Genomic DNA, 23,727 nt, shown 5'->3' on the forward strand with positions numbered 1-23,727 from the left:
CTCACTTGAGCCTGCTGGAGGCCAGGACCGACACGAGGTGCAGCACCGTCTGCAGGACGGCGATGCCCGCGAGCACGGCCACGCCGAGCCGGGTGAAGAAGAGGTCGCCGCGGATCTGGTCCGCGACGGCCAGCACCAGGATGAGCAGGGAGGCCTCGATCCCGAGGACCAGGCGGTGGAACTTGAGCGCGGCCGCGGCGCGGCGGGCGAGGGCCATGCCGGACGAGCGCGGCTCGGCCGCCGCGTCCTTGACCACGGGCTTGCCCGCCTGGTGGCGGGCGACGCCGACCAGGTCGGTCTCGGCCTTGATCAGGATCGCGCCGAGCGCCGCGAGGGTGCCCAGGAAGGCCCACAGCCAGTCGATCCGCCCGGTCCCCCACAGGTCGCTGGCGCGCAGGCCGAAGCCGACCAGGACCGCCGCGTCGCACAGGTAGGCGCCGACGCGGTCCAGGTAGACACCGGAGAGCGAGAACTGCTTCTTCCAGCGGGCGACCTCGCCGTCGACGCAGTCGAGCAGCAGGTACAGCTGGACCGCCACCACGCCGAGCACGGCGCCCCAGACGCCGGGCACCAGCAGGGCCGGGAGGGCGAGCACACCGGCGAGGGTCATCACGTAGGTCAGCTGGTTCGGCGTGACCTTGGTGGTGACCAGGAGGCGGGTGATGCGCAAGGAGATCTCGCGCATGTAGAGGCGCCCGCCCCAGTGCTCGCCGCTGACCCGGTCCTTGACGCCCGCCGGGTGAACGACGGGCCGGAGTTCAGCTACGGATGGTCTTGGCATAGTCGGCGTAAGCGTCCCTGATCTCGGCGGCGGACAGGTTGAGGTGCTCCAGGATGGTGAAGCGTCCCGGGCGGGTCTGGGGGGCGTACTCGACGGCGGCGACGAACTCGTCGACGCTGAAGCCGATCTCCTCGGGCGACACCGGCAGGCCGTGCCGGCGGAGCACCTCGACGAAGAGGCCGGACTGCCGGTCGGCGCCCCGCAGGTGCATCGCGAAGGCGGCGCCGAGGCCGACCTGCTCGCCGTGGAGCGCGGAGCGCCCCGGGTGCAGCAGGTCGAAGGCGTGGCTGATCTCGTGGCAGGCGCCCGACGCGGGGCGGGTGTCGCCGCTGATCGACATGGCGATGCCGGTGAGGACCAGGGCCTCGGAGAGCACGGTGAGGAACTCGTCGTCGCCGCAGCCCCCGGGGTGGCGCAGCACGGACTCGCCGGCGGTGCGGGCCATGGCGGCGGCCAGGCCGTCCACCGGTTCGCCGTTGATCTCGTGGGACAGCTCCCAGTCGGCGATCGCCGAGATGTTGGAGATCGCGTCGCCGATGCCCGCGCGGATGAACCGCACCGGGGCTTCCTTGATCACGTCGAGGTCGATCACCATGGCGATCGGCGTCGGGACTCCGTAGGAGCCGCGGCCGTTGTCGTTGTCCAGGATGGACACCGGCGAGCAGATGCCGTCGTGCGAGAGGTTCGTGGCGACGGCCACCATCGGCAGACCGACCCGCGCCGCGGCGTACTTCGCGACATCGATGATCTTCCCGCCGCCCAGGCCCACGACGGCGTCGTAGCGGCGGCCCTTTATGTCGTCGGCCAGCTTCACGGCGGAGTCGATGGTGCCGTCGGCGACCGGGTACCAGTCGGCGTGCGGCAGCACGGGCTCCAGCTTCGCGCGCAGCGCCGTGCCGGAACCCCCGCTGATCGCGATGGCCAGCTTGCCGGACGCGGAGATCCGCTGGTCGGCCAGGAGGCCGGCCAGGTCGTCCATGGCGCCGCGGCTGATGTCGACGACGAGCGGCGAGGGGATCAGCCGTGTCAGTACTGGCATGCGATCGTCCGGCCCTTGGCGAGGTCGTCGTGGTTGTCGATCTCGACCCACTTGACGTCCCCGATGGGGGCCACGTCGATCGTGAAACCGTCGTCGACGAGCTGCTGGTAGCCGTCCTCGTAGTAGAGGTCGGGGTCGCGCTCGAAGGTGGTCTTCAGCGCCTCGGCCAGCTGCTCGGCGGCCTCGGGCTCGATGAGGGTGACGCCGATGTACTCGCCGGTCGCGTCGGCGGGCTCCATCAGCTTGGTGATCCTCCGGACGCCCGCGCCCTCGGCGGTGACGACCTTCATCTCCTCGTCGGCCAGGTTCTTGACCGTGTCGAGGGCGAGGATGATCTTCTTGCCGTCGCCGCGGGCGGCGAGCAGGGTCTTCTCGACGGAGACCGGGTGGACGGTGTCGCCGTTGGCCAGGATCACGCCCTGCTTGAGGACGTCACGGGCGCACCACAGGGAGTAGGCGTTGTTCCACTCCTCGGCCTTGTCGTTGTCGATCAGCGTGATCGTGACGCCGTACTTGGCCTCCAGGGCCTCGCGGCGCGCGTAGACCGCTTCCTTGCGGTACCCGACGACGACGGCGACCTCGGTGAGGCCGACCTCGGCGAAGTTGCCCAGGGTCAGGTCGAGGACCGTGATGCTGTCCTCGTCGCCCTCGGGGCCGACGGGCACGAGGGCCTTGGGCAGGGTGTCGGTGTAGGGACGCAGACGGCGTCCGGCACCGGCAGCGAGTACAAGGCCGATCATGCTGGTTCTCCTTCGTCGTGTACGGCGGGTGCTCCGGAGGAGACCCAGAAGCGGATGCTCTCCGCGAGCACCACGATTGCCACGAACACGGCCATGGCCGTGAGCGCGACGGGGAACGCGTCGCGGGCGAGCACGGCGGCCAGGACCACGGTCAGCAGGACCCGGCCCTCGTGCCCGCCGATCGTCCGCACCAGCCAGTGCGGGGGCGCGCCGGTGCCACCGCGAATCCGGTACACCGTGTCGTAGTGATGGTAGGCGACTGCCGCGATCAGGCCGAATGCCGCCGGAAGGGCCCCGGGGACGTCCGCCCCGGCGGCGAGGATCAGCACGGTGGTGTACTCGGCGGCCCGGAAGACGGGCGGGACCAGCCAGTCGAGGGCGCCCTTGAGGGGGCGCGCGACGGCGGCTCCGGCGAGCAGCGCGTACAGGACGGCGGCGACGATCACCTGGCGGCTGCCGAAGGCGTAGGCCCAGGCGGTCCCCAGCAGGGCGGCCGACCCGATGACGGCCGCGGCGATTCCCGCGCCGGGTACGGTCCGGCCGACGAGGCGGCCCGCGAGCTCGGCCAGAGGGCCGGAGTCGGCGAGGTCGGCGAGGGCCCCGGCGGCCCGGTCGGTACGGGTCGCCTTGCGGGTCAGGGAGCGCAGGACCCGGCCGGCGGTGGTGTAGAGGGCGCCGAAGGCGCAGCCGACGAGCAGCGCGTAGAAGACGGTCCGGGGGGTGGTGAGGGCGGTCAGGACCGCGATCATCGCCCAGCGCTCGCCGATCGGCAGGATGATCATCCGCCGGGCCCAGACCGTCCAGCCGACGCTGTCGAGCCTGCCCGAGAGGGCGGCCGTGGGGCTCGTGTTAGCGGTGGCGTCGTGGTTGGCCTCGTTGAAGGAGAAGTCGACGACGTGCCGGCAGGTCATGAGGATCATGGAGCCCAGCGCGAGGGCCCAGACGTCGTCCCCGTTGCGGGCGGCGCCGAGCGCGAGGCCCGCGTAGAAGGAGTACTCCTTGGCCCGGTCGAAGGTCGCGTCGAGCCAGGCGCCCATCGTCGAGTACTGCAGCGAGTAGCGGGCGAGCTGCCCGTCGGTGCAGTCCAGGACGAAGGAGACGAGGAGCAGCACGCCGGCCGCGGCGTAGCCCCAGCGCTCGCCCGTGGCGGCGCAGCCGGCCGCGATCAGCGCGGTGGCCAGCGAGGCGGTGGTGACTTGGTTCGGGGTCAGCCCGCGGCGCGCGCACCAGCGGGCGATGTAGCGCGAGTACGGGCTGATGAAGAAGGTGGTGAAGAAGCCGTCGCGGGACTTCACCGCGGTCCGCAGCCGGACGGCCTCGTCGTCGACGGCGTCGACGGCCGCGAGGGCCGCGGTCCGCTCCGCGGCGGTCGCGGGGACGGCGGCGACGAGCGTGCCGAGCTCGGGCCGCTGGACGGCCGTGCCGGATGCCTCGACCGCGGCGGCGAGCCGGTCCGGGTAGGGCGCCGCGCCGCCGTGCGGAGCCGCGGCCGCCCCGTCCAGGGCCGCCCGGGCGGCCGGCTGGACGGTGAGGGCCCCGGTCACGGCGCAGGCGTCGAACCGCGGGTCGGTCAGGGCGAGGCGCAGCGCGTGCGGGTGCCCGACGAAGGCGCTGTCGACGACCGCGACCCGCTGGTCGGCGGGGACGCCGGCCAGCACGGCGGCGGCGTCTTCGGGGCCGTCCGCCGGGCGCACCTCGAAGCCGAGGGAGCGCAGCTCGTCCGCGAGTGGTGATCCGGGGACCGGCAGGCCGGTGAGGATGACGGTCGGCAGACGAACTCACTCCTTGTGACGAAATCCGAGGGCGCGCCTCGTGGGCGGCGACACGTCGGCAGAGGCTATCGGATGAATGGAGGCAGGGGTTCACCACCCGTTCACGCCCCGACAGGCCTCAGATCCGGGCCCCGGGCCCGGGCGTGATCATCATTGACGATCACGTCGGGGGATCACAAACCGCCGCGGTGTTACGGTGGGCCGCAGGCGCGTACGGGTCTCGTCCGTGCGCGTCCGGATCACCCCCGGGTGACTGAGCGGGAAGAGGTGGGTCGATGACCGTCGTGAAGGCCGCTGCCATGCGCGGCGAACTCCGGTGCGTCCCCACGTCCTCCCGGGCATCCGGCCGGGCCTGATCACCCGCTGAGCGATCGGCCCCGTCGGCCGGAGCCCCCTTCCCAAGGGTTCACGGTGACCGACCACACCCGCTCCACCGATCCTTCCGCTGCTTCCGACGTCTCCCGCGACGCGCTCATCGAGGCTTTCCTCGCCCTCCACGGCGGTCTGCCCCGGCAGGCCCCCGGCTCCGACGCGTCCACCCGGCACCTGCTGTCCCTGTGCGGACCGCTGCCCGAGCGGCCGCGCGTCCTCGACGTGGGCTGCGGTCCGGGCCGCAGCGCCCTGCTGCTCGCCGCCGAGGCGGGGGCGGGCGGCGCCGGGGTGACCGCCGTCGACCTCCACGACGGCTTCCTCGACGAGCTCCGTACGGCCGCGGCGGCCCGCGGGCTCGCCGACCGCGTCCACCCCGTCAACGCCGACATGGGCGACCTCCCCTTCGAGGCCGGCTCCTTCGACCTCGTGTGGGCGGAGGGTTCCGCCTACGTCATCGGCTTCGACACGGCGCTCGCGCGGTGGAAGCGGCTGCTCGCGCCCGGCGGCACGCTCGTGCTGACCGAGTGCGAGTGGACCGTCGCGCAGCCGTCCGCCGGAGCGCGCGCCTTCTGGGATCCGCAGTACGCGCTGCGTTCCACGGCGCGCAACCTCGCGGCCGCCCGGGCCGCCGGCTACCGGGTGCTCGGCGTGCACCCGCTCCCCGATTCCGACTGGGACGAGTACTACGGCCCGCTCGCCGAGCGGGTCCGCGTCCGCGGGGGCGCCGGCGCCCCCGCGGCGGAAGCCGCCCTCGCCGCCACCCGCGCGGAGCTCGACGTACGGGCCCGGCACGGGCACGAGTACGGCTACACCGGCTACGTCCTGCGTCCGGTGCCGGCCGGGGTCCGAGCGCACCGGGCGTGACCGTCTGCCCCTCTTCGCCTATCACGCGGAGAGGGGCAGACATGCGCGGATCCACGAAGTGGGGACAAGCCCCTTTTGTGCGGCAGACTGAAGGTCGAAGTCCGAAGCGAAGGATGGGTATGCCGACCACACCAGCCACCGCCGCGAACAGCGTGTCCAACGGCGCCGGCACTCAAGAATCGATCATGCTCGAACTGGTCGACGAGGCCGGCAACACCATCGGCACGGCGGAGAAGCTCTCCGCCCATCAGGCGCCGGGGCTGCTGCACCGGGCCTTCTCGGTGTTCCTCTTCGACGAGCAGGGCCGCCTGCTGCTCCAGCGGCGCGCCCTCGGGAAGTACCACTCCCCCGGCGTCTGGTCGAACACCTGTTGCGGCCACCCCTACCCGGGGGAGTCGCCGTTCGCGGCCGCCGCCCGGCGGACCCACGAGGAGCTGGGCCTGTCCCCCTCGCTGCTCGCGGAGGCGGGGACGGTGCGCTACAACCACCCGGACCCGGCCTCGGGCCTGGTGGAGCAGGAGTTCAACCACCTGTTCGTGGGACTGGCGCAGTCGGCGCTGCGCCCGGACCCGGAGGAGGTGGGCGACACCGCGTTCGTCACCGCCGGGGAGCTGGCGGAACGCCACGCCGAAGCGCCCTTCTCCGCCTGGTTCATGACCGTGCTGGACGCGGCCCGGCCGGCGATCCGCGAGCTGACCGCGGACGCCGCCGGCTGGTAGGGGCGGCCCGGCCGGTGGCGCGGCGGCCGTCAGCCCGTCGGGGCCGTCAGCCCGTCGTACGGGCTCTTCCCCGCCAGCGGGAGGGCCGCCCAGATGACCTTGCCGCCGGTCGAGGTGTGCTCGACGTCGCAGACCCCGCCCGCCTCCAGCGTGATCTCCCGTACCAGGAGCAGGCCCCGGCCGCCGGTCTGGCCGAAATCGGCCTCCAGCGCCTTCGGCCGGTACGGGTGGTCGTCCTCGACGGCCACCCGTACCCACTCCCGGCCGATGGCGACCTCGACGGCCACCTGCGGCGAGAGCAGGGCGGCGTGCCGGACCGAGTTCGTCACCAGTTCGGAGACGATCAGCAGCAGGGAGTACACCAGGTCCTGCTGGGCCGGCACCCCCTGGCGGCCGAGCAGCTCCCGGACCGCGCGGCGGGCCTGAGGAACGGATTCTTCTACCGCGGGAGCGGTGAACCTCCACACTCCCTCGTAGGCGAGCGGGTCGGCCGGAGCCTCCGGCTCCCCCTCCCTGGCAGGCGGGACACTCCCGCTGACATCCATCTTCCGTCCCCCGTCTTCACGCTCGATCGTCTCCACGCGTCAAGAGTGGTGAACCGCCCCGGACGGACCGGACCGCTGACCAGAAGTCAGCGCCTATAGAGCACATTTTGACCGCTGGCGTATGACAGCGTCAGTTGTTCGACTGTTCCTGATCTTCTGCCGGTCGCTTCTCGGCCGCCTCGGGGGCCCCGTACGCCGCGCCCGCCTCAGACGGCGCCGCGTCTTCCCTGACCAGGACCCCGAAGGCCCCCTGGACCAGCCCCGGCGTTCACCTCGGTGCTCGCCCCGGCGCCCACCTCGGAGCTCGTCCCGGCGTTCACCACGGGGGCGGACTCCCCCGATCATGGGATCGGCGGCCCGGGATAGCATCCGGCGCATGGACGCAAGCCCGGCTCCGGCCCCGGAAGCAGCCCTGCGGCACACCGTCGCCGAGGGGGTCGCCACCGTCGTCATCTCCCATCCCGCGAAGCGCAACGCCATGACGGCCGCCATGTGGCGGGCCCTCCCCGGCCTGTTGGCGGACCTGGCGGCCGATCCGGCCGTACGGGCGCTCGTCCTGACCGGGGCCGGGCCGACCTTCTGCGCGGGGGCGGACATCTCCTCCCTGACCGGTGGCGAGGACCCGCAGGCCCTGGCGGTGGCGGCGGAGGAGGCCCTGGCGGCCTTCCCGAAGCCCACGCTGGCGGCGATCCGCGGCTTCTGCGTGGGCGGGGGCAGCCAGCTGGCCGCCGCCTGCGACCTGCGGTTCGCCGAGGAAGGGGCGTCCTTCGGGGTGACCCCGGCGAAGCTGGGCATCGTCTACCCCGCCTCCTCCACCCGACGGCTGTCGTCCGTGGTCGGTCCGGCGTGGGCGAAGTACCTCCTCTTCTCCGCGGAATTGATCGACGCCGAACAGGCGCTGCGGGCCGGCTTCCTGAACGAGCTGCTTCCGGCCGGGCGGCTGGACGGGCGGGTCGCGGACTTCACCCGCATCCTGACCTCGCGCTCCCGGCTGACACAGGCCGCGGCCAAGGAGTTCGCGGACGGCCGGACCGACCGGGACGCGCACTGGGCGGCCCAGGCCGCCGGAAGCGGCGACACCGCGGAGGGCGTCGCCGCGTTCCTCGGCCGCCGGACGCCGGACTTCACGTGGGCGCCGGGCTCCGTCCCCACCCCGGGCTGACCGTCCGCAGCCGGGCAGCCGCCCGAGGGTGCCGTCGCGGCCGTACCGAGCGGACCGTGGGCGCGGGAGCGGGGTGCGCGGGGTGCGGGTGCGGGGCCCGGAGCGGGCGCTGCGATCCTGGACGGGCCGCCCGCGTCTCCCGGAGTACCCGCTGAACACCGTCGCCGCCGTGGCGGCGCTGTGGGCGGGACTTTGGCTGGTCGGGGTGTGACGTCGCCGCCCGGATAGGATCGGCGGCATCATGACTGCAACCCTCGTCGCCAAGAAGCTCACCGCCGCGCACGGTGAGCGCACCCTCTTCGCCGATCTCGACCTCGTCGTCGCGCCCGGCGACGTGATCGGTCTCGTCGGCGTCAACGGCGCCGGGAAGTCCACCCTGCTGCGGATGCTCGCCGGGCTGGACGCCCCCGAGACCGGTGAAGTGCGGCTGTCCCCGCCGGGAGCCGCCGTCGGCCACCTCCCGCAGGAGCCGGACCGCCGGCCCGAGGAGTCCGTACGGGACTTCCTGGCCCGGCGCACGGGTGTGGCGGCCGCCCAGGCGGAGCTCGACGAGGCGACGCAGGGGCTGGTGGACGGAACCCCGGGCGCGGACGACGCGTACGCGACGGCGCTGGACCGCTGGCTGGACCTCGGCGGCGCCGACCTCGACGAACGGGCCGAGGAGGTCGCGGCCGACCTGGGACTCGCGGTCGGCCTGGACCTGCCGATGACGGCGCTCTCGGGCGGCCAGGCGGCCCGCGCGGGCCTCGCCTCGCTGCTGCTCTCCCGCTACGACGTCTTCCTGCTCGACGAGCCGACCAACGACCTGGACCTGGACGGCCTGGAGCGGCTGGAGCGGTTCGTCAAGGGCCTGCGCGCGGGCACGGTGGTCATCAGCCACGACCGCGAGTTCCTCGCCAGGACCGTCACCAAGGTCCTCGAACTGGACCTGGTCCAGCAGGAGATCAACCTCTACGGCGGCGGCTACGACGCCTACCTGGAGGAGCGCGAGCGGGCCCGCGACCACGCCCGCGAGGAGTTCGAGGAGTACGCGGGCAAGAAGTCCGCGCTCGAGGGCCGGGCGCAGATGCAGCGCAACTGGATGGACAAGGGCGTGCGCAACGCCCGCCGCAAGGCGAGCGACAACGACAAGATCGGCAAGAATCTGCGCGGCGAGTCCAGCGAGAAGCAGGCCGCCAAGGCCCGTCAGACGCAGCGCGCGATCGAGCGCCTCGACGTCGTCGACGAACCGCGCAAGGAGTGGGAGCTGCGCATGGAGATCGCGGCGGCGCCGCGCTCCGGCTCGGTGGTGGCCACCCTGCGCGAGGCGGCGGTCGAGCGCGGGGACTTCTCCTTCGGCCCCGCGAGCCTGCAGATCGACTGGGCGGACCGGGTGGCGATCACCGGGGCCAACGGCGCGGGCAAGTCCACTCTCCTCGCCGTCCTGCTGGGGCGGCTGGCGCCGGACTCCGGCTCGGCCGTCCTCGGCTCGGGCGTGCTGGTCGGCGAGGTCGACCAGGCGCGCGGCCTGTTCCTGGGTGACGAGCCGCTGCTGGAGGCGTTCTGCGCGGCGGTCCCGGACACCGAGCCGGCCGAGGTCCGCACGCTGCTGGCCAAGTTCGGGCTGAAGGCGGCCCACGTCCTGCGCCCGGCGGCCACGCTGTCCCCCGGCGAGCGCACCCGTGCGGCGCTGGCGCTGCTCCAGGGCCGCGGGGTGAACCTGCTGGTCCTGGACGAGCCGACGAACCACCTGGACCTGCCGGCAATCGAGCAGCTGGAGTCCGCGCTGGAGGCGTACGAGGGCACGCTGCTGCTGGTCACGCACGACCGCCGGATGCTGGACGCGGTCGCGGTGACGCGGCGCCTGCGGGTCGCGGACGGCAAGGTCACGGAGCTGTAGCCGGCTCGCCGGCGGCCGGCTCGCTCTGGCGGGCGGGCGCGGTCAGGCGGCGCGGTCCGCCGGGGGCCGCCGGTCGCGGGCCATCCTGCGGGCCACGAACGTGCGCGGGAGGTGGCGTGCGGCGAGGGCGTAGGCCTGGTAGCGGCGGCCCGTGATGCTGACCGGGCGGCGCCGGGCCAGGTCCTTGAGGGCCTTGGCCACCACGGCCTCCGGCTCCAGCCAGACCGCGTCGCGCAGGGCGCTGACGTCCATCCCGGCCCGCTCCTGGAACTCGGTGCGGGTGAAGCCGGGCACCACCGCCAGGACCCGGACCCCGTACGGCGCCATGTCCACCCGCAGCGACTCGCTGAACGCGGTGACCCACGCCTTGGCGGCCCCGTACGTCCCCGTGGGCAGCAGCCCCGCCACGGAGGAGACGTTGAGGACCGCGCCCCGGCGCCGCTCCCGCAGCCCGGGCAGCACGGCGTGAGTGAGCCGGAGCGGGACCTTGACCAGCAGGTCGAGCATCCGCTCCTCGTCCTCGACCGGGCTGTACGGGAAGGGGGCGGGCAGCCCGAAGCCCGCGTTGTTGACCAGGACGTCCACGGGCCGGGCCCGGTCGGCGAGCCGTTCGGCGACCACCGCGAGGCCGCCCGCGTCGAGCAGGTCGGCGGGCAGCACCTCGCAGGAGGTGCCGAACTCGCGGGCGAGCCGGCCGGCGACGGCGTCCAGCCGGTCCTTGTCCCGGGCGACGAGCACCAGGCCGCACCCCTTGGCGGCGAAGCCCCGGGCGAAGGCGGCGCCCAGTCCGGCGCTGGCCCCGGTGATCAGTACGGTGGTCAAGAGGTGTCACTTCCTTGCGGTCGGGCGGGTCACGGGGTGGCGGCAGCGGCGGCGGCCGGCGATGCGTACGCCCGGGCCACGTCGACGAGGAAGCGGGCCTCGTCCGCCAGTCCCCCGCCTTCGGCCGAGGTCTGGATCGCGGCGGGCAGCTCCAGGGCGGACCCCTCGCCCGCCCGGACGGGCAGCCCCGCGAGCTTCGCCTGCCGCGCCTCCTTCAGTACGCGGGCCAGCGCGGCCGCGGTGCGCCGCTGCTCCGGGACGCCGGCCCCGGCGACGTGGTCGCGGGCGAGCTCCAGGGCGCCCGGGGCCGCGTACTCCCCCAGGATCAGGATGGCGTCGCGGGTCTCGATCACCTTGCGGTACACCAGCAGGTTGCGCGGGACCGGCGGCCAGAGCAGTTCCACGACCCGGCCGGCGCGCGGCTTGTTGAGGGCCACGTGCGGGACGGCCTGGACCAGGTCCCGCCACAGCGGCCACAGCCGCCAGGCGGTGGCGATGTCGGCGGCGGTGCGCCGGTACGTGAACAGGGTCGGCACCAGGATCGCGGCGGCGCGCAGCAGGCCGTGCAGGTTCATCATCAGCGGCAGCGCGGGCATCGCCCAGGTGCTGCCGAACAGCGCCTTGAGGAGGTACGCCAGCCAGAACAGCCCGGCCAGGGCGGTGCCGAGGCCGAACAGCCGCAGTCCGGCGGCCAGCCCCCGGCTCTCGGTGCGGCGGCTGTAGTGCCAGCACAGGCCCACGCAGAGGGTGTTGGCGGTCACGTGGGCGGAGATCAGCACGAGCCAGTAGGCGAGGGAGGGCACCGGGTCGCCGACGGGCGGCATGGCGTGGGTGCCGTGCCCGGGCGCGGCGGCGTCGAGCGCGACCAGGGTGGCGAGCCACACCAGGGTGGCGGCGGCCGAGACGGCCTGGAGCCGCCGGCCGCGGGTGGTGGCGGCGACGAAGTAGATCACGGCGCCCGCCGACAGCACCCCGATGAGGTTGCGGACGAGGCCGATGGTGTGGGCGTAGCCGGGGTCGCGGCCCATCGCGTAGGTGACGACGGCCGGCAGGTTCAGGGTCATCGCGGCGGCGGCGGTGGCGACGGCGAGCCACAGGCCGCGCTGCTTCGGGGAGCGCAGGGCGCCCGGGGCGCGCAGGAGGACCGCCGCCCACAGGCACACCACACTGGGCACCGCGAGCCAGTTGCCGAAGGCGGTGAGGTCAGCGCCCATCGTTCCCCCATTCGTAGCCCATGGCGGACTCCAGCCGCGCGAGGGTGCCCCCGGGCCGGGCGGCCGACCGGGGTCCGGCGTGCGCCGTGCGGATGCGGATCATGCTGGCGAGCATCTCCGCCTCCTGCTCCTGGCGGGTGGTGTAGTTGGTGCGCCCCAGGACGGTGGGGGCGCCGCCCCCGGACTCCACCCCCTCCAGGGAGTGGTGGCCGAAGAGGATGTGGCCGAGTTCGTGGAGCACGATGTGCTCGCGGTGCAGCGGGGTGGTCTGCGCCTCGTAGAAGACGTAGTCGACGCTGGCGGTGCCCACCCACAGGCCGCAGACGCCGGATTCCGCGGCCTCCTTGGGGAGCGGGTGGAGCCGGATGGGGCGTCCTCGCTGTTCGGCCATCCGGTCGCAGAGCGCGTCCAGGGAGAACGGACGGGTCAGATCCAGATGGCCGAGAATGTTCTCGCACCTTTTGCGGAGGCTGAGTTGCCGGTGGGGCATGTGATCCCTCTTCGGACCCTTTCTCGGGCAGCGTCGGTAGGCGTGCGTGGGCATGGGCATGGCGTCCTGTGCCTTCAAGGCGGCCTCGGGGAAATACGGTCCTGAGGGGAGAATGCGGAAGCCCGTTCGCCGGGTGACGAACGGGCGTTCCACCATGCCTACAGATCTTGTACGGGAGTTGGCAAGGTATGTCCCCGCGTGAGGCCGCTATTCGGCCATCCCGTACGGATTCCGCGCGCGCCGGGTGGCTGCAAAGGCCCGGCGCGCGAGGCTGCGGCTACCGCTTGCGGCCCTCGCCGGGACCGGTGAGGCCGGCGCGCCGCAGGGCGTCCGCCATCGCACTGTTGGCCGGGGCGGGGGCGCCGCCGGCGGCGGGCCGCCGGCCCTGGCCGCGCTGGCCCTGACCGGCGCCCTGGCCGCCCTGACCGCCCTGACCGCCCTGGCCCCCCTGCCCCTGGCCTTGACCGCCCTGGCCCTGCTCGCGTCGGCCTCCCTGGCCGGTGCCCTGGCCGCGCTGCTGCGGCGGTCGGCCGCCGCCGCGGCGCTCCGGCCGCTCCTGGCGCTCCGCGCGCTGCCGGGGTGCGCCGGCGGAGCGGTCCGCCCCGGCCTCGTCGTCGATGCGCAGGGTGAGCGAGATCCGCTTGCGCGCGATGTCCACGTCCATGACCTTCACCCGGACGATGTCACCGGGCTTGACCACGTCCCGGGGGTCCTTGACGAAGGTCTTCGACAGTGCCGAGACGTGCGCGAGGCCGTCCTGGTGGACGCCGATGTCGATGAAGGCGCCGAAGGCCGCCACGTTGGTGACCACGCCCTCCAGGATCATTCCCGGCGCCAGGTCGCCGATCTTCTCCACGCCCTCCTTGAAGGTGGCCGTCTTGAAGGCGGGGCGCGGGTCGCGGCCCGGCTTCTCCAGCTCGCGCAGGATGTCCGTGACGGTGGGCAGGCCGAAGGCCTCGGTGACGAACTGCTCCGGCCGCAGGGAGCGCAGGACGCCGGTGTTGCCGATCAGCGACGCCACCTCGCCGCCGGCCGTCCTGCCCATCGCCCGGACCACCGGGTAGGCCTCGGGGTGCACGGCCGAGGAGTCGAGCGGGTCGTCCCCGTTGCGGATGCGCAGGAAGCCCGCGCACTGCTCGTACGCCTTCGGGCCGAGGCGGGCCACGTCCTTGAGCCCCTTGCGGCTGCGGAAGGGGCCGTTGGCGTCGCGGTGGGCCACGATGTTCTCGGCGAGCGTGCCGCTGATGCCCGAGACGCGGGAGAGCAGGGGCGCCGACGCCGTGTTGACGTCCACGCCGACGCCGTTCACACAGTCCTCGACGACCGTGTCGAGGGACCGGGAGAGCTTCGCCTCGGCCAGGTCGTGCTGGTACTGGCCGACGCCGATCGACTTGGGGTCGATCTTGACGAGCTCGGCGAGCGGGTCCTGGAGCCGCCGGGCGATGGAGACCGCGCCGCGCAACGACACGTCCATGTCGGGGAGTTCCTGCGAGGCGAAGGCCGAGGCCGAGTACACCGAGGCGCCGGCCTCCGAGACCATCACCTTGGTGAGCCCGAGCTCGGGGTGGCGGGCGATGAGGTCCCCGGCCAGCTTGTCGGTCTCGCGGGAGGCCGTGCCGTTGCCGATGGCGACCAGCTCGACCGCGTGCTCCTTGGCGAGGCGGGCCAGCTTGGCGAGGGACTCGTCCCACTTGTTGGCCGGGACGTGCGGGTGGACGACGTCCGTGGCGACGACCTTGCCGGTGGCGTCCACCACGGCGACCTTCACACCGGTGCGGAAGCCCGGGTCGAGGCCGAGCGTGGCCCGGGTCCCCGCGGGCGCCGCGAGCAGCAGGTCGCGCAGGTTGGCGGCGAAGACCCGTACCGCCTCGTCCTCGGCGGCCTGGCGCAGGCGCGTCCGCAGGTCGAGCCCGAGGTGCACCTGGATCTTGGTGCGCCAGGACCAGCGGACGGTGTCGGCCAGCCACTTGTCGCCGGGGCGGCCGCGGTCGTTCACCCCGAAGCGGCGGGCGATCATGGCCTCGTACGTGGAGGGCCCGGGGGTCGCGGTGTCCTCGCGGTCCTCCGGCTCCAGGTCGAGGACGAGGACGTCCTCCTTCTCGCCGCGCAGCATCGCGAGGACGCGGTGGGAGGGCAGCGCGGTGAGCGGCTCGGCGAAGTCGAAGTAGTCGGCGAACTTCGCGCCCTCCTCCTCCTTGCCCTCCCGGACCTTCGCGGCGAGCCGGCCGCGGCTCCACAGGCGCTCGCGCAGTTCGCCGATCAGGTCGGCGTCCTCGGCGAACTTCTCGGTGAGGATGGCGCGTGCGCCCTCCAGCGCCGCCGCCGTGTCGGCGACGCCCTTGTCCCCGTCGACGAACGCGGCCGCCGCGACGGCCGGTTCCACCGACGGGTCGGCCAGCAGGCCGTCGGCCAGCGGCTGCAGCCCGGCCTCCCGGGCGATCTGCGCCTTGGTGCGCCGCTTGGGCTTGAAGGGCAGGTAGATGTCCTCCAGCCGGGCCTTGGTGTCGGCGGCGTTGATCCGCGCCTCCAGCTCGGCGTCGAGCTTGCCCTGTTCCCGTACGGAGTCCAGGATCGCGGCGCGCCGGTCCTCCAGCTCCCGCAGATAGCGCAGCCGCTCTTCGAGGGTGCGCAGCTGGGCGTCGTCGAGCATCTCGGTCGCTTCCTTGCGGTAGCGCGCGATGAACGGCACGGTGGAGCCGCCGTCGAGCAGCTCGACGGCGGCCTTGACCTGCCGCTCCCGTACGCCGAGCTCCTCGGCGATCCTGCCTTCGATGGACGTCGTCACGATCGGGTCCCGCCTGCCTTCGTTTGCACTGGAAGGCTGCCAAGTGTGGCAGGTGGCGGCGGCAAGGGGCGGCAAGCCCGCAAGACGGCGGCTCGGGCCCGGCGGTGCCGTACCGTGCCGGGCGCGGACCCGGCACGATCCGACAGGCCCTAGCCCCGGAGGTCGCGGGGGAAGGCGCCGGCGGCGACCGCCTTCGCCACGAAGCCGCCGCCGAGCTCCGCCAGGCGGGCCAGGCCGGCCGCGCCGAGGTGTTCGTACGGGGCGGCGTCCAGGCGGTCGGTCTCCGCCTCCAGCCGCTCGCGCAGGGCGGCGCCCTGCTCGGTCAGCGCGCCGTCGGAGTCGAGCACCCCGCGCTCGCGCAGCCGGGCGGTGGCGGCGTCGAGGTCGGCCTGCTCCCAGCCGCGGATGGACTTGAGCCACTTCGGAGCCATGCCCTTGCCGGTGGCGGTGTGGCTGACCAGGGCTTCGAGCGGGTCGAGGCCCGCGGTGAGCAGGGCGGCGAGGTGGCCGTCGCCGCGGTGCTCGCGCAGCAGGGTGGCGGCGTGCCACAGGCGCAGGTGCGGCTCCTCGGGCACGGGGAGGTCGGCGTGGGCGGCGTAGAGGGTGCGGCCGTGCCGGGTGCAGGCCTCGGTGGCGTGCATCGCGAGGTCGGCGGCCTCGGCGAGCCCGGGTGACTCGACGGTCTCGGCGCCGAGGAGCCGGCGCAGGGTGGTGTCGGCGGCGCGCAGCCGGGCGTCGAGGGCCTGGGCGGGCGTGACGGTCTCCCATACGGCCGGGAGGTGCCGGGCGACGAGGTCGTGGCGGTAGTTGTAGAAGGCGGCGGTCACGGCGCCCGCTCCGACGGCCCCCATGGCGGCGGACCGGTGGGCGAGGTTGACGGCGACCCGGTCCTCGACCCCGAGGGCGGCGAACTCCGCGGTGGTGTCCGGGGAGAAGTACACGGTGGAGTGGAGCGGGTTGATCGCGCCGTGCCAGGCGTGCCGGGCGGCGAGCGGGGGAAGCGTCGAGACGGTCATGGCGGCCAGGTTACCGACTGCTCAGTATGCCGACCAGCCCCCGCCTTGGGGGCGGCCCCGCGACCCCGGCCCGGCGGTCGTTTCCGGCCGATCTGCGGCCGCCCGGCAGATCCGGCCGGACCCCACCGGGGCCCGTTCGGCGGCTCCGCCCGGACGCCGCCGGGGCGCGCCCGGCCCGCCCCGGCAGCGCGCCCGGCCCGCCCCGGCAGGACCGTCCGGCCCCGCCCCGGCAGGCCGCCGGCCCGCCGCGTGACGGCCGAATGGCGATCGTGTGACAGCAGGGGCCATGGACATGACGTGGGGCGCCACGGGTGAATACGGTCGAACGACGAGACCTCGAACCGAACTGTCTCCCCTACCACTTGGAGCCCTTCGTGCACCGCAAAGTCATCGCCCCGAGCGTGCTCGCCGCCTCCCTCCTGCTGGTGATCCCGGCATCGGCGGCGAGCTCCGGTCCGGGCGCCCCGGGTATCGGCGATCCCTATTACCCGGCCAGCGGCAACGGCGGATACGACGTGTCCCATTACGACCTGCGCCTGAAGTACCAGCCCGCGACGGACCTCCTGGAGGGCACGGCCACCCTGCTGGCCACCACCAAGCAGGACCTGTCCCGCTTCAACCTCGACTTCGGCCTCGACGTGAGCGAGATCCGGGTCAACGGCGCCAAGGCGAAGTTCGCCACGTCCGGCGACCACGAGCTGGTGGTCACCCCGGCGAAACCGCTGGCGCGCAACACCCCGGTCACCGTCGTCGTCAAGTACGCCGGGAAGCCCTCCGAGTTCAAGGTCGACGGCTGGTCCGCCTGGCAGCGCACGCCCGACGGCGGTGTGGCCGCGCAGGAGCCCGACTCGGCGGTCTGGTGGTTCCCGAGCAACGACCACCCCACCGACAAGGCCACCTTCGACGTCTCCGTCAACGTCCCCGACGGCACCCAGGCCATCAGCAACGGCGTGCTCCAGTCGCAGACCTCGCGGCTCGGCTGGACCCGGTACAACTGGCGCTCCGACAAGCCGCAGGCCACGTACCTCGCCACCCTCGCGGTCGGCAAGTTCGACATCACCACCGACAGGACGGCGAGCGGGCTGCCGATCCTCAACGCGTACAGCAAGGACCTGGGCGCGAACGCCGGCGCCGCGCGCGCCAGCGTGGAGCGCACCGGCGAGGTCGCGGAGTGGCTGGAGGAGGTCTTCGGGCCGTACCCCTTCAACGCGCTGGGCGGCTACGTCCCGAACGTGACGGCCGGATTCGCCCTGGAGACCCAGACCCGGCCGTTCTACGGGCCGCGCCAGTTCCAGAACGGCGCGAACGTCTCGGTGGTCGTGCACGAGCTGGCCCACCAGTGGTACGGCGACAGCGTGTCCGTCGAGGGGTGGAAGGACATCTGGATCAACGAGGGCTTCGCCCGGTACAGCCAGTGGCTGTGGTCGGAGAAGGAGGGCGAGGGCACCGCGCAGGAGCTCGCCGACTGGGCCTACGCCACCCGCCCCGCCGAGGACCCGTTCTGGCAGGTCAAGCCGGGTGACCCCGGTCCGGAGAACCAGTTCCACGGGGCCGTCTACGACCGTGGTGCCATCGCCGTGCAGGCACTGCGCAACGAGGTGGGGGACGAGGCGTTCTTCCGGATCCTCAAGGGCTGGCCGACCGCGCGGGCCCACGGCAACGCCCGGGTCGGCGACTTCGTCCGCTACGCCGAGAAGATCTCCGGGAAGCCGCTGGGCCAGCTGTTCGAGACCTGGCTCTACACCCCGGGCAAGCCGGACGCCTCGGCGCTGAACCCGTCGAAGGCGAAGGCGGCGCAGTCCCCGTCGGCCCGCTCGCTGCCGGCCGCCCCCGCCGCCCCCGCCGCTCCGGTCGAGCCGAAGTCCTGGAAGAAGATCGCGGAGACGAACGCCGTCCACGACCACGGGCACTGAGGTCCGTCAGCGGGCGGCGGCGCGCCACCGGGCACGCGCCGCCCGCGCGACGGGCAGGTAGCGCAGCCGCTCGGGCAGGAGCGGTACGAGAATCCGCACGACGGCGGCGAAGCGCCTGAGGCTGCGTTCCTGGGCCGGGGTCCACGCCAGTCCGATCGCGGCGCGCGCGTCGGGCGGCATGAACCCGACGGTGACGAAGGCCCGCAGGCGCAGGAACGCCGCCCGCAGCAGCGGCCACGTGAGCCGCAGCAGCAGCCGTACCGGCCGGGAGCCGCCCTCGGGCCGGGGCAGCGGGACGTCGGTGGCGACGAGCTCGCGGGCGACCTTCGTGGGCTCGATCTCCTCGGCCAGCATGCGGCGGTAGTAGACCCAGTACTCCTCGATGCTCTGCGGCATGTCGCGGTCGTGGAGTCCCAGGATGCGGCCCACCTGGAGCCACTCCCGGTAGAGCTGCCGCTCCTGGGCGGGGGTGAAGCGGCGCAGCAGGTAGCGGCCCGCGTAGAGGTAGACGGGGAAGCCGCTGGCGTGGACCCACGCGTAGCAGGCCGGGTCGAGGGAGTGGTAGCGCCGGCCCCGGGTGTCGGTACCCCGGATCTCCTTGTGCAGGCGGCGGACCCGGCGGCCCTCCGCCGCGGCGTCCCGGCCGCCGTACACCCACAGCTGGACCGAGCGCAGCGAGCGCTCGCCGCGGCCCCAGGGGTCGGTGCGGAAGACGGAGTACTGGTCGACCCCGGCGCCGATCGCGGGGTGGGCGACCTGCATGGTGAAGGCGGCGGGCAGCATCAGCAGGGCGCGGACGTCGCCGGCGATGGTCCACAGCACCCCGCCGGGCGGCGGCGGCTCCGGGTCGGTGCGTCCGGCGGCAGCCCGGCCCGGCGATCCCGTCGCGGGGTGTTCCTTCGTACTCATGATCATGCCCCCGGGGTCTGGACCTCGCCGTCTTCCCAGTATGACGGGGGTCGCGGGGCTTGCGCCGGGGAGGAGCGATCAGCTCCGGTCGGACCGGCGCCCCCACGCCGTCGCACTGCGGACAGAAAGTCTTGTCACGGGTGTTACCCCGAAGTAACCGCGGCTGCTTGGATGACGGAGCCGATCTTCCCCCGCAGGAATGATGGAGACCTCATGCTGCTCACCTCCCACCGCCGCCACCGGGCCGCCGCCGCGGCCGTCGCGGCGATAGCCGCCGGCGCGCTGGCCGCCACCACCGCGCCGGCCGCCACGGCCGCGGAGAGCGCCGCTGCCCCGCGGCTCAGCGTCCTGTCGTACAACGTGTTCCTGATGAGCAAGAGCCTCTACCCGAACTGGGGCCAAGACCACCGCGCGGCGGAGATCCCCAAGGCGGCCTTCTACCGGGGCCACGACGTGGTCGTCCTCCAGGAGGCCTTCGACAACGGCGCCTCGGACGCGCTCAAGGCCAACTCGGCGGCGGGCTACCCGCACCAGACCCCGGTCGTCGGCCGCAGCAAGACCGGCTGGGACGCCACCGGCGGGGCCTACTCCTCCACCACGCCGGAGGACGGCGGCGTGGCGATCCTGAGCAAGTGGCCGATCGTCCGCAAGGAGCAGGTGGTCTTCAAGGACGCCTGCGGCGCCGACTGGTGGTCCAACAAGGGCTTCGCCTACGCGGTGCTGAACGTCAACGGCGCGAAGGTGCACGTGGTCGGCACGCACGCCCAGTCCACCGACCCGGGCTGCGGAGCGGGCGAGGCGGCGCAGATGCGCGCCCGCCAGTTCCGGTCGATCGACGCGTTCCTGGACGGGAAGAACATCCCGGCGAACGAACAGGTCATCGTGGCGGGCGACTTGAATGTCGACTCGCGCACCCCGGAGTACGCGTCCATGCTCGCCGACGCGGACCTGGCCGGCACCGACACCCGCACGGGGCACCCGTACTCCTTCGACACCGCGCTGAACTCGATCGCGAGCTACCGCTACCCGACGGACCCGCGCGAGGACCTGGACTACGTCCTCTACCGCAAGGGCAACGCCCGCCCGGCGAACTGGGAGAACAACGTGGTGAAGGAGCAGTCCGCGCCCTGGACCGTCTCCAGCTGGGGCACCTCCTACACCTACACCAACCTCTCCGACCACTATCCCTTGATCGGCCGCTGACCACCGGGGCCGGAGGCCGGCAACGTCGGCATCCCCCTGGTCCGGCGGGCGGACGCGCGCCCGCCGGACCGGGCCGGCCGGGTTACGGAGCCGGGGCGGGGTCCTCGTACAGGCCGTCGATCAGCGCACCGTACTTGGCGCGGATCACCCGGCGGCGGAGCTTGAGCGAGGGGGTGAGCTCCCCGCTCTCGGGCCCCCACTCCCCGGTCAGCAGGTGGTACCTCTTGATCTGCTCGGTCCGGTTCAGGCGGGCGTTGGCGGCCTCGACCGCGCGGTCGACCTCCGCCCGGACCTCGGGGTGCGCGGCCAGCTCGGCGGGCGAGGCCGCCTCGATGCCGCGGGCGGCGGCCCAGGCCGGGGCCAGTTCCGGGTCCAGGACGAGCAGGGCGACCAGGTAGGACCGGCCGTCGCCGTGGACCAGGGCCTGCCCGATCAGCGGGTGCTCCTTGACGGTGTTCTCCACCAGGGCCGGGGAGACGTTCTTCCCGTTCGAGGTGATGATCAGCTCCTTCTTGCGGTCGGTCAGCCAGAGGAACCCGTCGTCGTCGAGGCGCCCGATGTCCCCGGTCGGGAACCAGCCCTCCGCGTCGGCGGCGTCCTCCAGCGAACCGTCCGGCCGGAGGTAGCCGCCGAAGACGGTCGCGCCGCGCGTGAGGATCTCCCCGTCCGCGGCGAGCCTCAGCTCCACCCCCTCGATGGCCCGTCCGACCGACCCGAGCCGGAAGCCGTCGGGGCTGTTGACCGTGCACACGCCGGAGGTCTCGGTGAGCCCCCACGCGTCCATGATGGTGATCCCCCAGCCCGCCCAGAAGCGCACCACGTCGATCGGCATCGGCGCCGTCGCACTGGCCGTCCAGACCAGCCGGTCCATCCCCGCCAGGCCCAGCAGCGGATCCAGCACCCGCTCCTTGGCCGCCGCGTACGAGGCTTCGAGCGCGGCCGGGACCTGCTCGCCGCGCTCCCGGTGGGCGGCCCGGGCGCGGGCCAGGTCGTTCGCCGCCTCGATGGCGGCCCGCTGCTCGTCGGGGAGCCGGGCCAGCACGGCCCGTACCGAGGCGGCGAGCTTCTCCCACACCCGGGGCACACCGAAGAACTGCACCGGGCGCAGCTCGCGGACCGCGCCGGCCACGGCGGCGGGGTCCGCGCACAACCGGACGTGGGCCGCGCGCAGCAGGGGCAGGTAGATCCCGAGGACCCGCTCGGCTATGTGCGCGAAGGGGAGGTAGCAGATGTGCTCGGCGTGCTCCGGCAGGTCCACGTGCCGGTCGAGGCGAACCGCCTGGAGCATCAGGTTGCGGTGGGTGAGGCGGACGCCCTTGGGATCGCCGGTGGTGCCCGAGGTGTAGACGACGGTCAGCGGGTCCTCGGGGCGGGTCTCGGGCCAGGCCTTCTCGAAGGCGTCGGCGCGGTGCAGCCGTGCGCCGCTCGCGTACAGGGAGCCGTAGCTGCCGTGCGGACCCGCCTCGGCGGCCTCGGCCACCACCAGCCGCTCCAGGGGGACTTCGGTGTCGGCCAGCAGCGGCTCCCAGCGGACGAGCTCGCGGGCGCCCTCGATCACGGCGAGCCGGGCCCGGCTGTGGCGCGCGATGTGGGCGATCTGCTCGGGCGCGGAGGTCCCGTACACGGTGACGGGCACGGCTCCGAGGTGCACGAAGGCGAGGTCGCTGAGCCAGTGCTCGGGGCGGTTGCCCATCATCAGCAGGACGTGGTCGCCGCGCCCCACGCCGAGGGCGGCGTATCCGGCGGCGAGGACGGCGACCTCGCGGCGGACCTCGCTCCAGGTCAGGGTCGTCCACTCGGCGGCGCCGGGGCCCGCGCGCCACGACAGGGCCGGCAGGTCCGCGTGTTCGGCGGCATTGCGGGCGAGCAGGGCGGGGACGGTGATCTCTTCGGGTCGTCCGGGCAGTCGCAGTTTCGTGGGCATGGGCAGCTCCTGGCCGTTTCACATCGTTGGTGCGACAGCAATACTGTTGAACCCAAGCTGTGGAGCAGAGAGCGAGGCGCAGACGATGGCCGACCAGGCACCCGAGCCGACGCTCACCGTGGACGAGCTGGCGGCCCGGGCGGGCGTCACCGTCCGCACCGTACGGTTCTACAGCACGCGCGGGCTTTTGCCCCCTCCCGTGATCGGCCCTCGTCGGGTGGGGCACTACGGGCCGGAGCACCTGTCCCGGCTCGCCCTGATCGAGGAGTTGCAGCACCAGGGCATGACGCTGTCCGCCATCGAGCGCTACCTGGACGCCCTGCCCGACGACCTGAGCGCGCACGACCTGGCGATCCACCGGGCCATGGTGGCCTCCTGGGCCCCGGACGCCGCCGCGGAGGCCTCACGGGCGGAGCTGGAGAAGCGGGCCGGACGGAGCCTGTCGGACACCGATGTGCGGCGGCTGACCGCGATGAACGTGGTCGCGGCCTCCGGAGACGGGTTCCGGGTGGACGTGGGGCTGCTGCGGCTGGGCGTCGCGCTGCTCGACGTGCCGATCGCGCACGAGACGATCGTGGCGGCCCGGCGGGTGCTGATGGAGCACGCCAGGTCGGCGGCGCACGAGCTGACGGCGCTGTTCCGCGACGAGGTGTGGGGGCCGTTCACGGAGGGCGAGAGCGATCCGGAGCGCGTGGAGTCGATGAAGGCGCTGTCGGCGCACATGCAGCCGATGGTGGTGCAGGCCCTGGTGACCGCCTTCCAGCGGTCGTTGCGGGAGGAGCTGCGGGCGGCGTTCGCCTCCGAGGGCGGCTGACGGGGACCGCGGCGGCGGTGGGCCCGGGACCGGGGGGTAGGTTCCCGGTCATGGCTGTCATCCACCGCACCACCATGACGCCGACCAAGCTCGAACTCCTCGCGGCGTGGCTTCCCTTGCGCCCCTGGTACAGCGGCGCGGGGGATGTCGCGCAGCTCTCCGGGGCGGGCGGCTTCCGGCTCGACGACCCCGAGGGCGAGGTGGGGATCGAGTTCATGGTCGTCACCGACGGATCGGGCGGGGTCCCGGTCGCCTACCACGTCCCGCTGACCTATCGGGGCGCCCCGCTGGCGGGCGCCGGGGCGGGCCTGATCGGCACCAGCGAGCACGGGGTCCTGGGCACGCGCTGGATCTACGACGGAGCCCACGACCCGGTGCTGGTCGGGCAGCTGCTCGCGCTGCTCGCGGGCCGGACGGCGGCCCAGGCGCAGGGTGAGAGCGACACCCCCGACCCGACGGTCGAGGCGCACCCCGCGCAAGGGGGAGTACCGGCGGGCCTGACCGGGTCCGCGGACGTGGCCGACACCGCCGACGCCACCGTCGTCGCGGTGGGTCGGGCGGGCGGGCCCGGGGCGCCGACCCTGACCGTCGCCCGGGTGCTGCGTCCCGGGCCCGCCGCCGGGGAGGGCCTGCTCGGGCAGGTGCTGGCCCGGTGGACCGCGCCGGACGGCGCCGAGCAGCGCGGCGCCTTCGCGGTCCTGCGCAACGGCGGTGCGGCGGAGGCGGGGCGCGGCGGCCGGCCCTGACCGGCCCTGAGCGGCGGG

General features: G+C 73.6%; 19 protein-coding genes and 1 pseudogene. 8 read left to right on the forward strand and 12 right to left on the reverse strand.

What is annotated here, in order from left to right:
• Position 1 precedes the first annotated feature (1 nt).
• Genes ACFWU6_RS04955 through ACFWU6_RS04970 form a run of 4 tightly spaced genes read right to left on the reverse strand, consistent with a single transcriptional unit; the run spans position 2 to position 4,332 of the window.
• Positions 2-781, reverse strand: a complete 780-nt coding sequence (locus ACFWU6_RS04955; protein ID WP_383798742.1) for a CDP-alcohol phosphatidyltransferase family protein — start codon at positions 779-781, stop codon at positions 2-4.
• Positions 759-1,820, reverse strand: coding sequence for an iron-containing alcohol dehydrogenase family protein (locus tag ACFWU6_RS04960; RefSeq protein WP_383978543.1), 1,062 nt, complete (start codon positions 1,818-1,820; stop codon positions 759-761). Before ACFWU6_RS04960 ends, ACFWU6_RS04955 begins: the two co-directional genes overlap by 23 nt.
• On the reverse strand, positions 1,808-2,560 hold the full coding sequence (locus ACFWU6_RS04965) for a sugar phosphate nucleotidyltransferase (protein WP_383978546.1): 753 nt from the start codon (positions 2,558-2,560) through the stop codon (positions 1,808-1,810). The genes ACFWU6_RS04960 and ACFWU6_RS04965 overlap by 13 nt, the downstream gene beginning before the upstream one ends.
• Entirely contained in the window at positions 2,557-4,332 is a 1,776-nt protein-coding gene (locus ACFWU6_RS04970) for a DUF5941 domain-containing protein (RefSeq protein ID WP_383978709.1), read from the reverse strand. The genes ACFWU6_RS04965 and ACFWU6_RS04970 overlap by 4 nt, the downstream gene beginning before the upstream one ends.
• A gap of 474 nt (positions 4,333-4,806) precedes the next feature.
• Here ACFWU6_RS04970 and ACFWU6_RS04975 point away from each other — a divergent pair.
• Both ACFWU6_RS04975 and idi read left to right on the forward strand, forming a co-directional pair.
• Positions 4,807-5,535, forward strand: a pseudogene (locus ACFWU6_RS04975) (class I SAM-dependent methyltransferase); the annotation flags it as partial.
• Between the two features lie 152 nt (positions 5,536-5,687).
• Positions 5,688-6,287, forward strand: coding sequence for an isopentenyl-diphosphate Delta-isomerase (gene idi, locus ACFWU6_RS04980; protein WP_383798749.1), 600 nt, complete (start codon positions 5,688-5,690; stop codon positions 6,285-6,287).
• 29 nt (positions 6,288-6,316) lie between these two features.
• Here idi and ACFWU6_RS04985 read toward each other — a convergent pair whose 3' ends face one another.
• On the reverse strand, positions 6,317-6,832 hold the full coding sequence (locus tag ACFWU6_RS04985; protein WP_383978713.1) for an ATP-binding protein: 516 nt from the start codon (positions 6,830-6,832) through the stop codon (positions 6,317-6,319).
• A gap of 376 nt (positions 6,833-7,208) precedes the next feature.
• Between ACFWU6_RS04985 and ACFWU6_RS04990 the strand changes: the two genes are divergently transcribed.
• Together ACFWU6_RS04990 and ACFWU6_RS04995 are read left to right on the forward strand one after the other, a co-directional pair.
• The gene (locus ACFWU6_RS04990) at positions 7,209-7,994 is read left to right on the forward strand and encodes an enoyl-CoA hydratase/isomerase family protein (protein WP_383978548.1); all 786 of its coding nucleotides are present in this window, start codon (positions 7,209-7,211) and stop codon (positions 7,992-7,994) included.
• Between the two features lie 241 nt (positions 7,995-8,235).
• On the forward strand, positions 8,236-9,873 hold the full coding sequence (locus tag ACFWU6_RS04995; protein ID WP_383798754.1) for an ABC-F family ATP-binding cassette domain-containing protein: 1,638 nt from the start codon (positions 8,236-8,238) through the stop codon (positions 9,871-9,873).
• 42 nt (positions 9,874-9,915) lie between these two features.
• On the opposite strand, the gene ACFWU6_RS05000 is transcribed toward ACFWU6_RS04995, so the two are convergent.
• The 5 genes from ACFWU6_RS05000 to ACFWU6_RS05020 form a co-directional block, all read right to left on the reverse strand.
• The gene (locus tag ACFWU6_RS05000; protein ID WP_383978551.1) at positions 9,916-10,695 is read right to left on the reverse strand and encodes an SDR family NAD(P)-dependent oxidoreductase; all 780 of its coding nucleotides are present in this window, start codon (positions 10,693-10,695) and stop codon (positions 9,916-9,918) included.
• Between the two features lie 29 nt (positions 10,696-10,724).
• Positions 10,725-11,909: an MAB_1171c family putative transporter gene (locus ACFWU6_RS05005; protein WP_383798759.1), complete on the reverse strand. Its 1,185-nt coding sequence runs from the start codon at positions 11,907-11,909 to the stop codon at positions 10,725-10,727.
• Positions 11,899-12,399 (reverse strand): hypothetical protein, encoded by a 501-nt coding sequence (locus tag ACFWU6_RS05010; protein WP_383798761.1) that lies wholly within the window; start codon positions 12,397-12,399, stop codon positions 11,899-11,901. Before ACFWU6_RS05010 ends, ACFWU6_RS05005 begins: the two co-directional genes overlap by 11 nt.
• Positions 12,400-12,676: 277 nt before the next feature.
• The gene (locus ACFWU6_RS05015; RefSeq protein WP_383978555.1) at positions 12,677-15,184 is read right to left on the reverse strand and encodes a Tex family protein; all 2,508 of its coding nucleotides are present in this window, start codon (positions 15,182-15,184) and stop codon (positions 12,677-12,679) included.
• A gap of 149 nt (positions 15,185-15,333) precedes the next feature.
• On the reverse strand, positions 15,334-16,200 hold the full coding sequence (locus ACFWU6_RS05020; RefSeq protein WP_383798766.1) for a hypothetical protein: 867 nt from the start codon (positions 16,198-16,200) through the stop codon (positions 15,334-15,336).
• A 374-nt stretch (positions 16,201-16,574) separates the two neighbouring features.
• Between ACFWU6_RS05020 and ACFWU6_RS05025 the strand changes: the two genes are divergently transcribed.
• Positions 16,575-18,113, forward strand: a complete 1,539-nt coding sequence (locus ACFWU6_RS05025; RefSeq protein WP_383978558.1) for a M1 family metallopeptidase — start codon at positions 16,575-16,577, stop codon at positions 18,111-18,113.
• A 6-nt stretch (positions 18,114-18,119) separates the two neighbouring features.
• Here ACFWU6_RS05025 and ACFWU6_RS05030 read toward each other — a convergent pair whose 3' ends face one another.
• The gene (locus ACFWU6_RS05030; protein WP_383978561.1) at positions 18,120-19,022 is read right to left on the reverse strand and encodes an oxygenase MpaB family protein; all 903 of its coding nucleotides are present in this window, start codon (positions 19,020-19,022) and stop codon (positions 18,120-18,122) included.
• Positions 19,023-19,235: 213 nt separating this feature from the next.
• Between ACFWU6_RS05030 and sph the strand changes: the two genes are divergently transcribed.
• Positions 19,236-20,225 (forward strand): sphingomyelin phosphodiesterase, encoded by a 990-nt coding sequence (gene sph / locus ACFWU6_RS05035; RefSeq protein WP_383798774.1) that lies wholly within the window; start codon positions 19,236-19,238, stop codon positions 20,223-20,225.
• A gap of 82 nt (positions 20,226-20,307) precedes the next feature.
• Here sph and ACFWU6_RS05040 read toward each other — a convergent pair whose 3' ends face one another.
• Positions 20,308-22,149, reverse strand: coding sequence for an AMP-dependent synthetase/ligase (locus ACFWU6_RS05040; protein ID WP_383978563.1), 1,842 nt, complete (start codon positions 22,147-22,149; stop codon positions 20,308-20,310).
• 85 nt (positions 22,150-22,234) lie between these two features.
• Between ACFWU6_RS05040 and ACFWU6_RS05045 the strand changes: the two genes are divergently transcribed.
• Positions 22,235-22,963: a MerR family transcriptional regulator gene (locus ACFWU6_RS05045; RefSeq protein ID WP_383798780.1), complete on the forward strand. Its 729-nt coding sequence runs from the start codon at positions 22,235-22,237 to the stop codon at positions 22,961-22,963.
• Between the two features lie 50 nt (positions 22,964-23,013).
• A complete protein-coding gene (locus ACFWU6_RS05050; protein WP_383978566.1) occupies positions 23,014-23,709 on the forward strand; it encodes a 1,4-alpha-glucan branching protein in 696 nt (231 codons plus the stop codon).
• Positions 23,710-23,727: the final 18 nt, after the last annotated feature.

Source organism: Streptomyces sp. NPDC058674 (assembly GCF_042716505.1).
Taxonomy (GTDB): domain Bacteria; phylum Actinomycetota; class Actinomycetes; order Streptomycetales; family Streptomycetaceae; genus Streptomyces.

Coding starts and splice junctions, on each gene's coding strand:
- ACFWU6_RS04955 (WP_383798742.1), bottom strand. CDS start 781: ATGCCAAGACCATCCGTAGCTGAACTCCGGCCCGTCGTTCACCCGGCG.
- ACFWU6_RS04960 (WP_383978543.1), bottom strand. CDS start 1,820: ATGCCAGTACTGACACGGCTGATCCCCTCGCCGCTCGTCGTCGACATC.
- ACFWU6_RS04965 (WP_383978546.1), bottom strand. CDS start 2,560: ATGATCGGCCTTGTACTCGCTGCCGGTGCCGGACGCCGTCTGCGTCCC.
- idi (WP_383798749.1), top strand. CDS start 5,688: ATGCCGACCACACCAGCCACCGCCGCGAACAGCGTGTCCAACGGCGCC.
- ACFWU6_RS04985 (WP_383978713.1), bottom strand. CDS start 6,832: ATGGATGTCAGCGGGAGTGTCCCGCCTGCCAGGGAGGGGGAGCCGGAG.
- ACFWU6_RS04990 (WP_383978548.1), top strand. CDS start 7,209: ATGGACGCAAGCCCGGCTCCGGCCCCGGAAGCAGCCCTGCGGCACACC.
- ACFWU6_RS04995 (WP_383798754.1), top strand. CDS start 8,236: ATGACTGCAACCCTCGTCGCCAAGAAGCTCACCGCCGCGCACGGTGAG.
- ACFWU6_RS05005 (WP_383798759.1), bottom strand. CDS start 11,909: ATGGGCGCTGACCTCACCGCCTTCGGCAACTGGCTCGCGGTGCCCAGT.
- ACFWU6_RS05010 (WP_383798761.1), bottom strand. CDS start 12,399: ATGCCCCACCGGCAACTCAGCCTCCGCAAAAGGTGCGAGAACATTCTC.
- ACFWU6_RS05020 (WP_383798766.1), bottom strand. CDS start 16,200: ATGACCGTCTCGACGCTTCCCCCGCTCGCCGCCCGGCACGCCTGGCAC.
- ACFWU6_RS05030 (WP_383978561.1), bottom strand. CDS start 19,022: ATGAGTACGAAGGAACACCCCGCGACGGGATCGCCGGGCCGGGCTGCC.
- sph (WP_383798774.1), top strand. CDS start 19,236: ATGCTGCTCACCTCCCACCGCCGCCACCGGGCCGCCGCCGCGGCCGTC.
- ACFWU6_RS05040 (WP_383978563.1), bottom strand. CDS start 22,149: ATGCCCACGAAACTGCGACTGCCCGGACGACCCGAAGAGATCACCGTC.
- ACFWU6_RS05045 (WP_383798780.1), top strand. CDS start 22,235: ATGGCCGACCAGGCACCCGAGCCGACGCTCACCGTGGACGAGCTGGCG.
- ACFWU6_RS05050 (WP_383978566.1), top strand. CDS start 23,014: ATGGCTGTCATCCACCGCACCACCATGACGCCGACCAAGCTCGAACTC.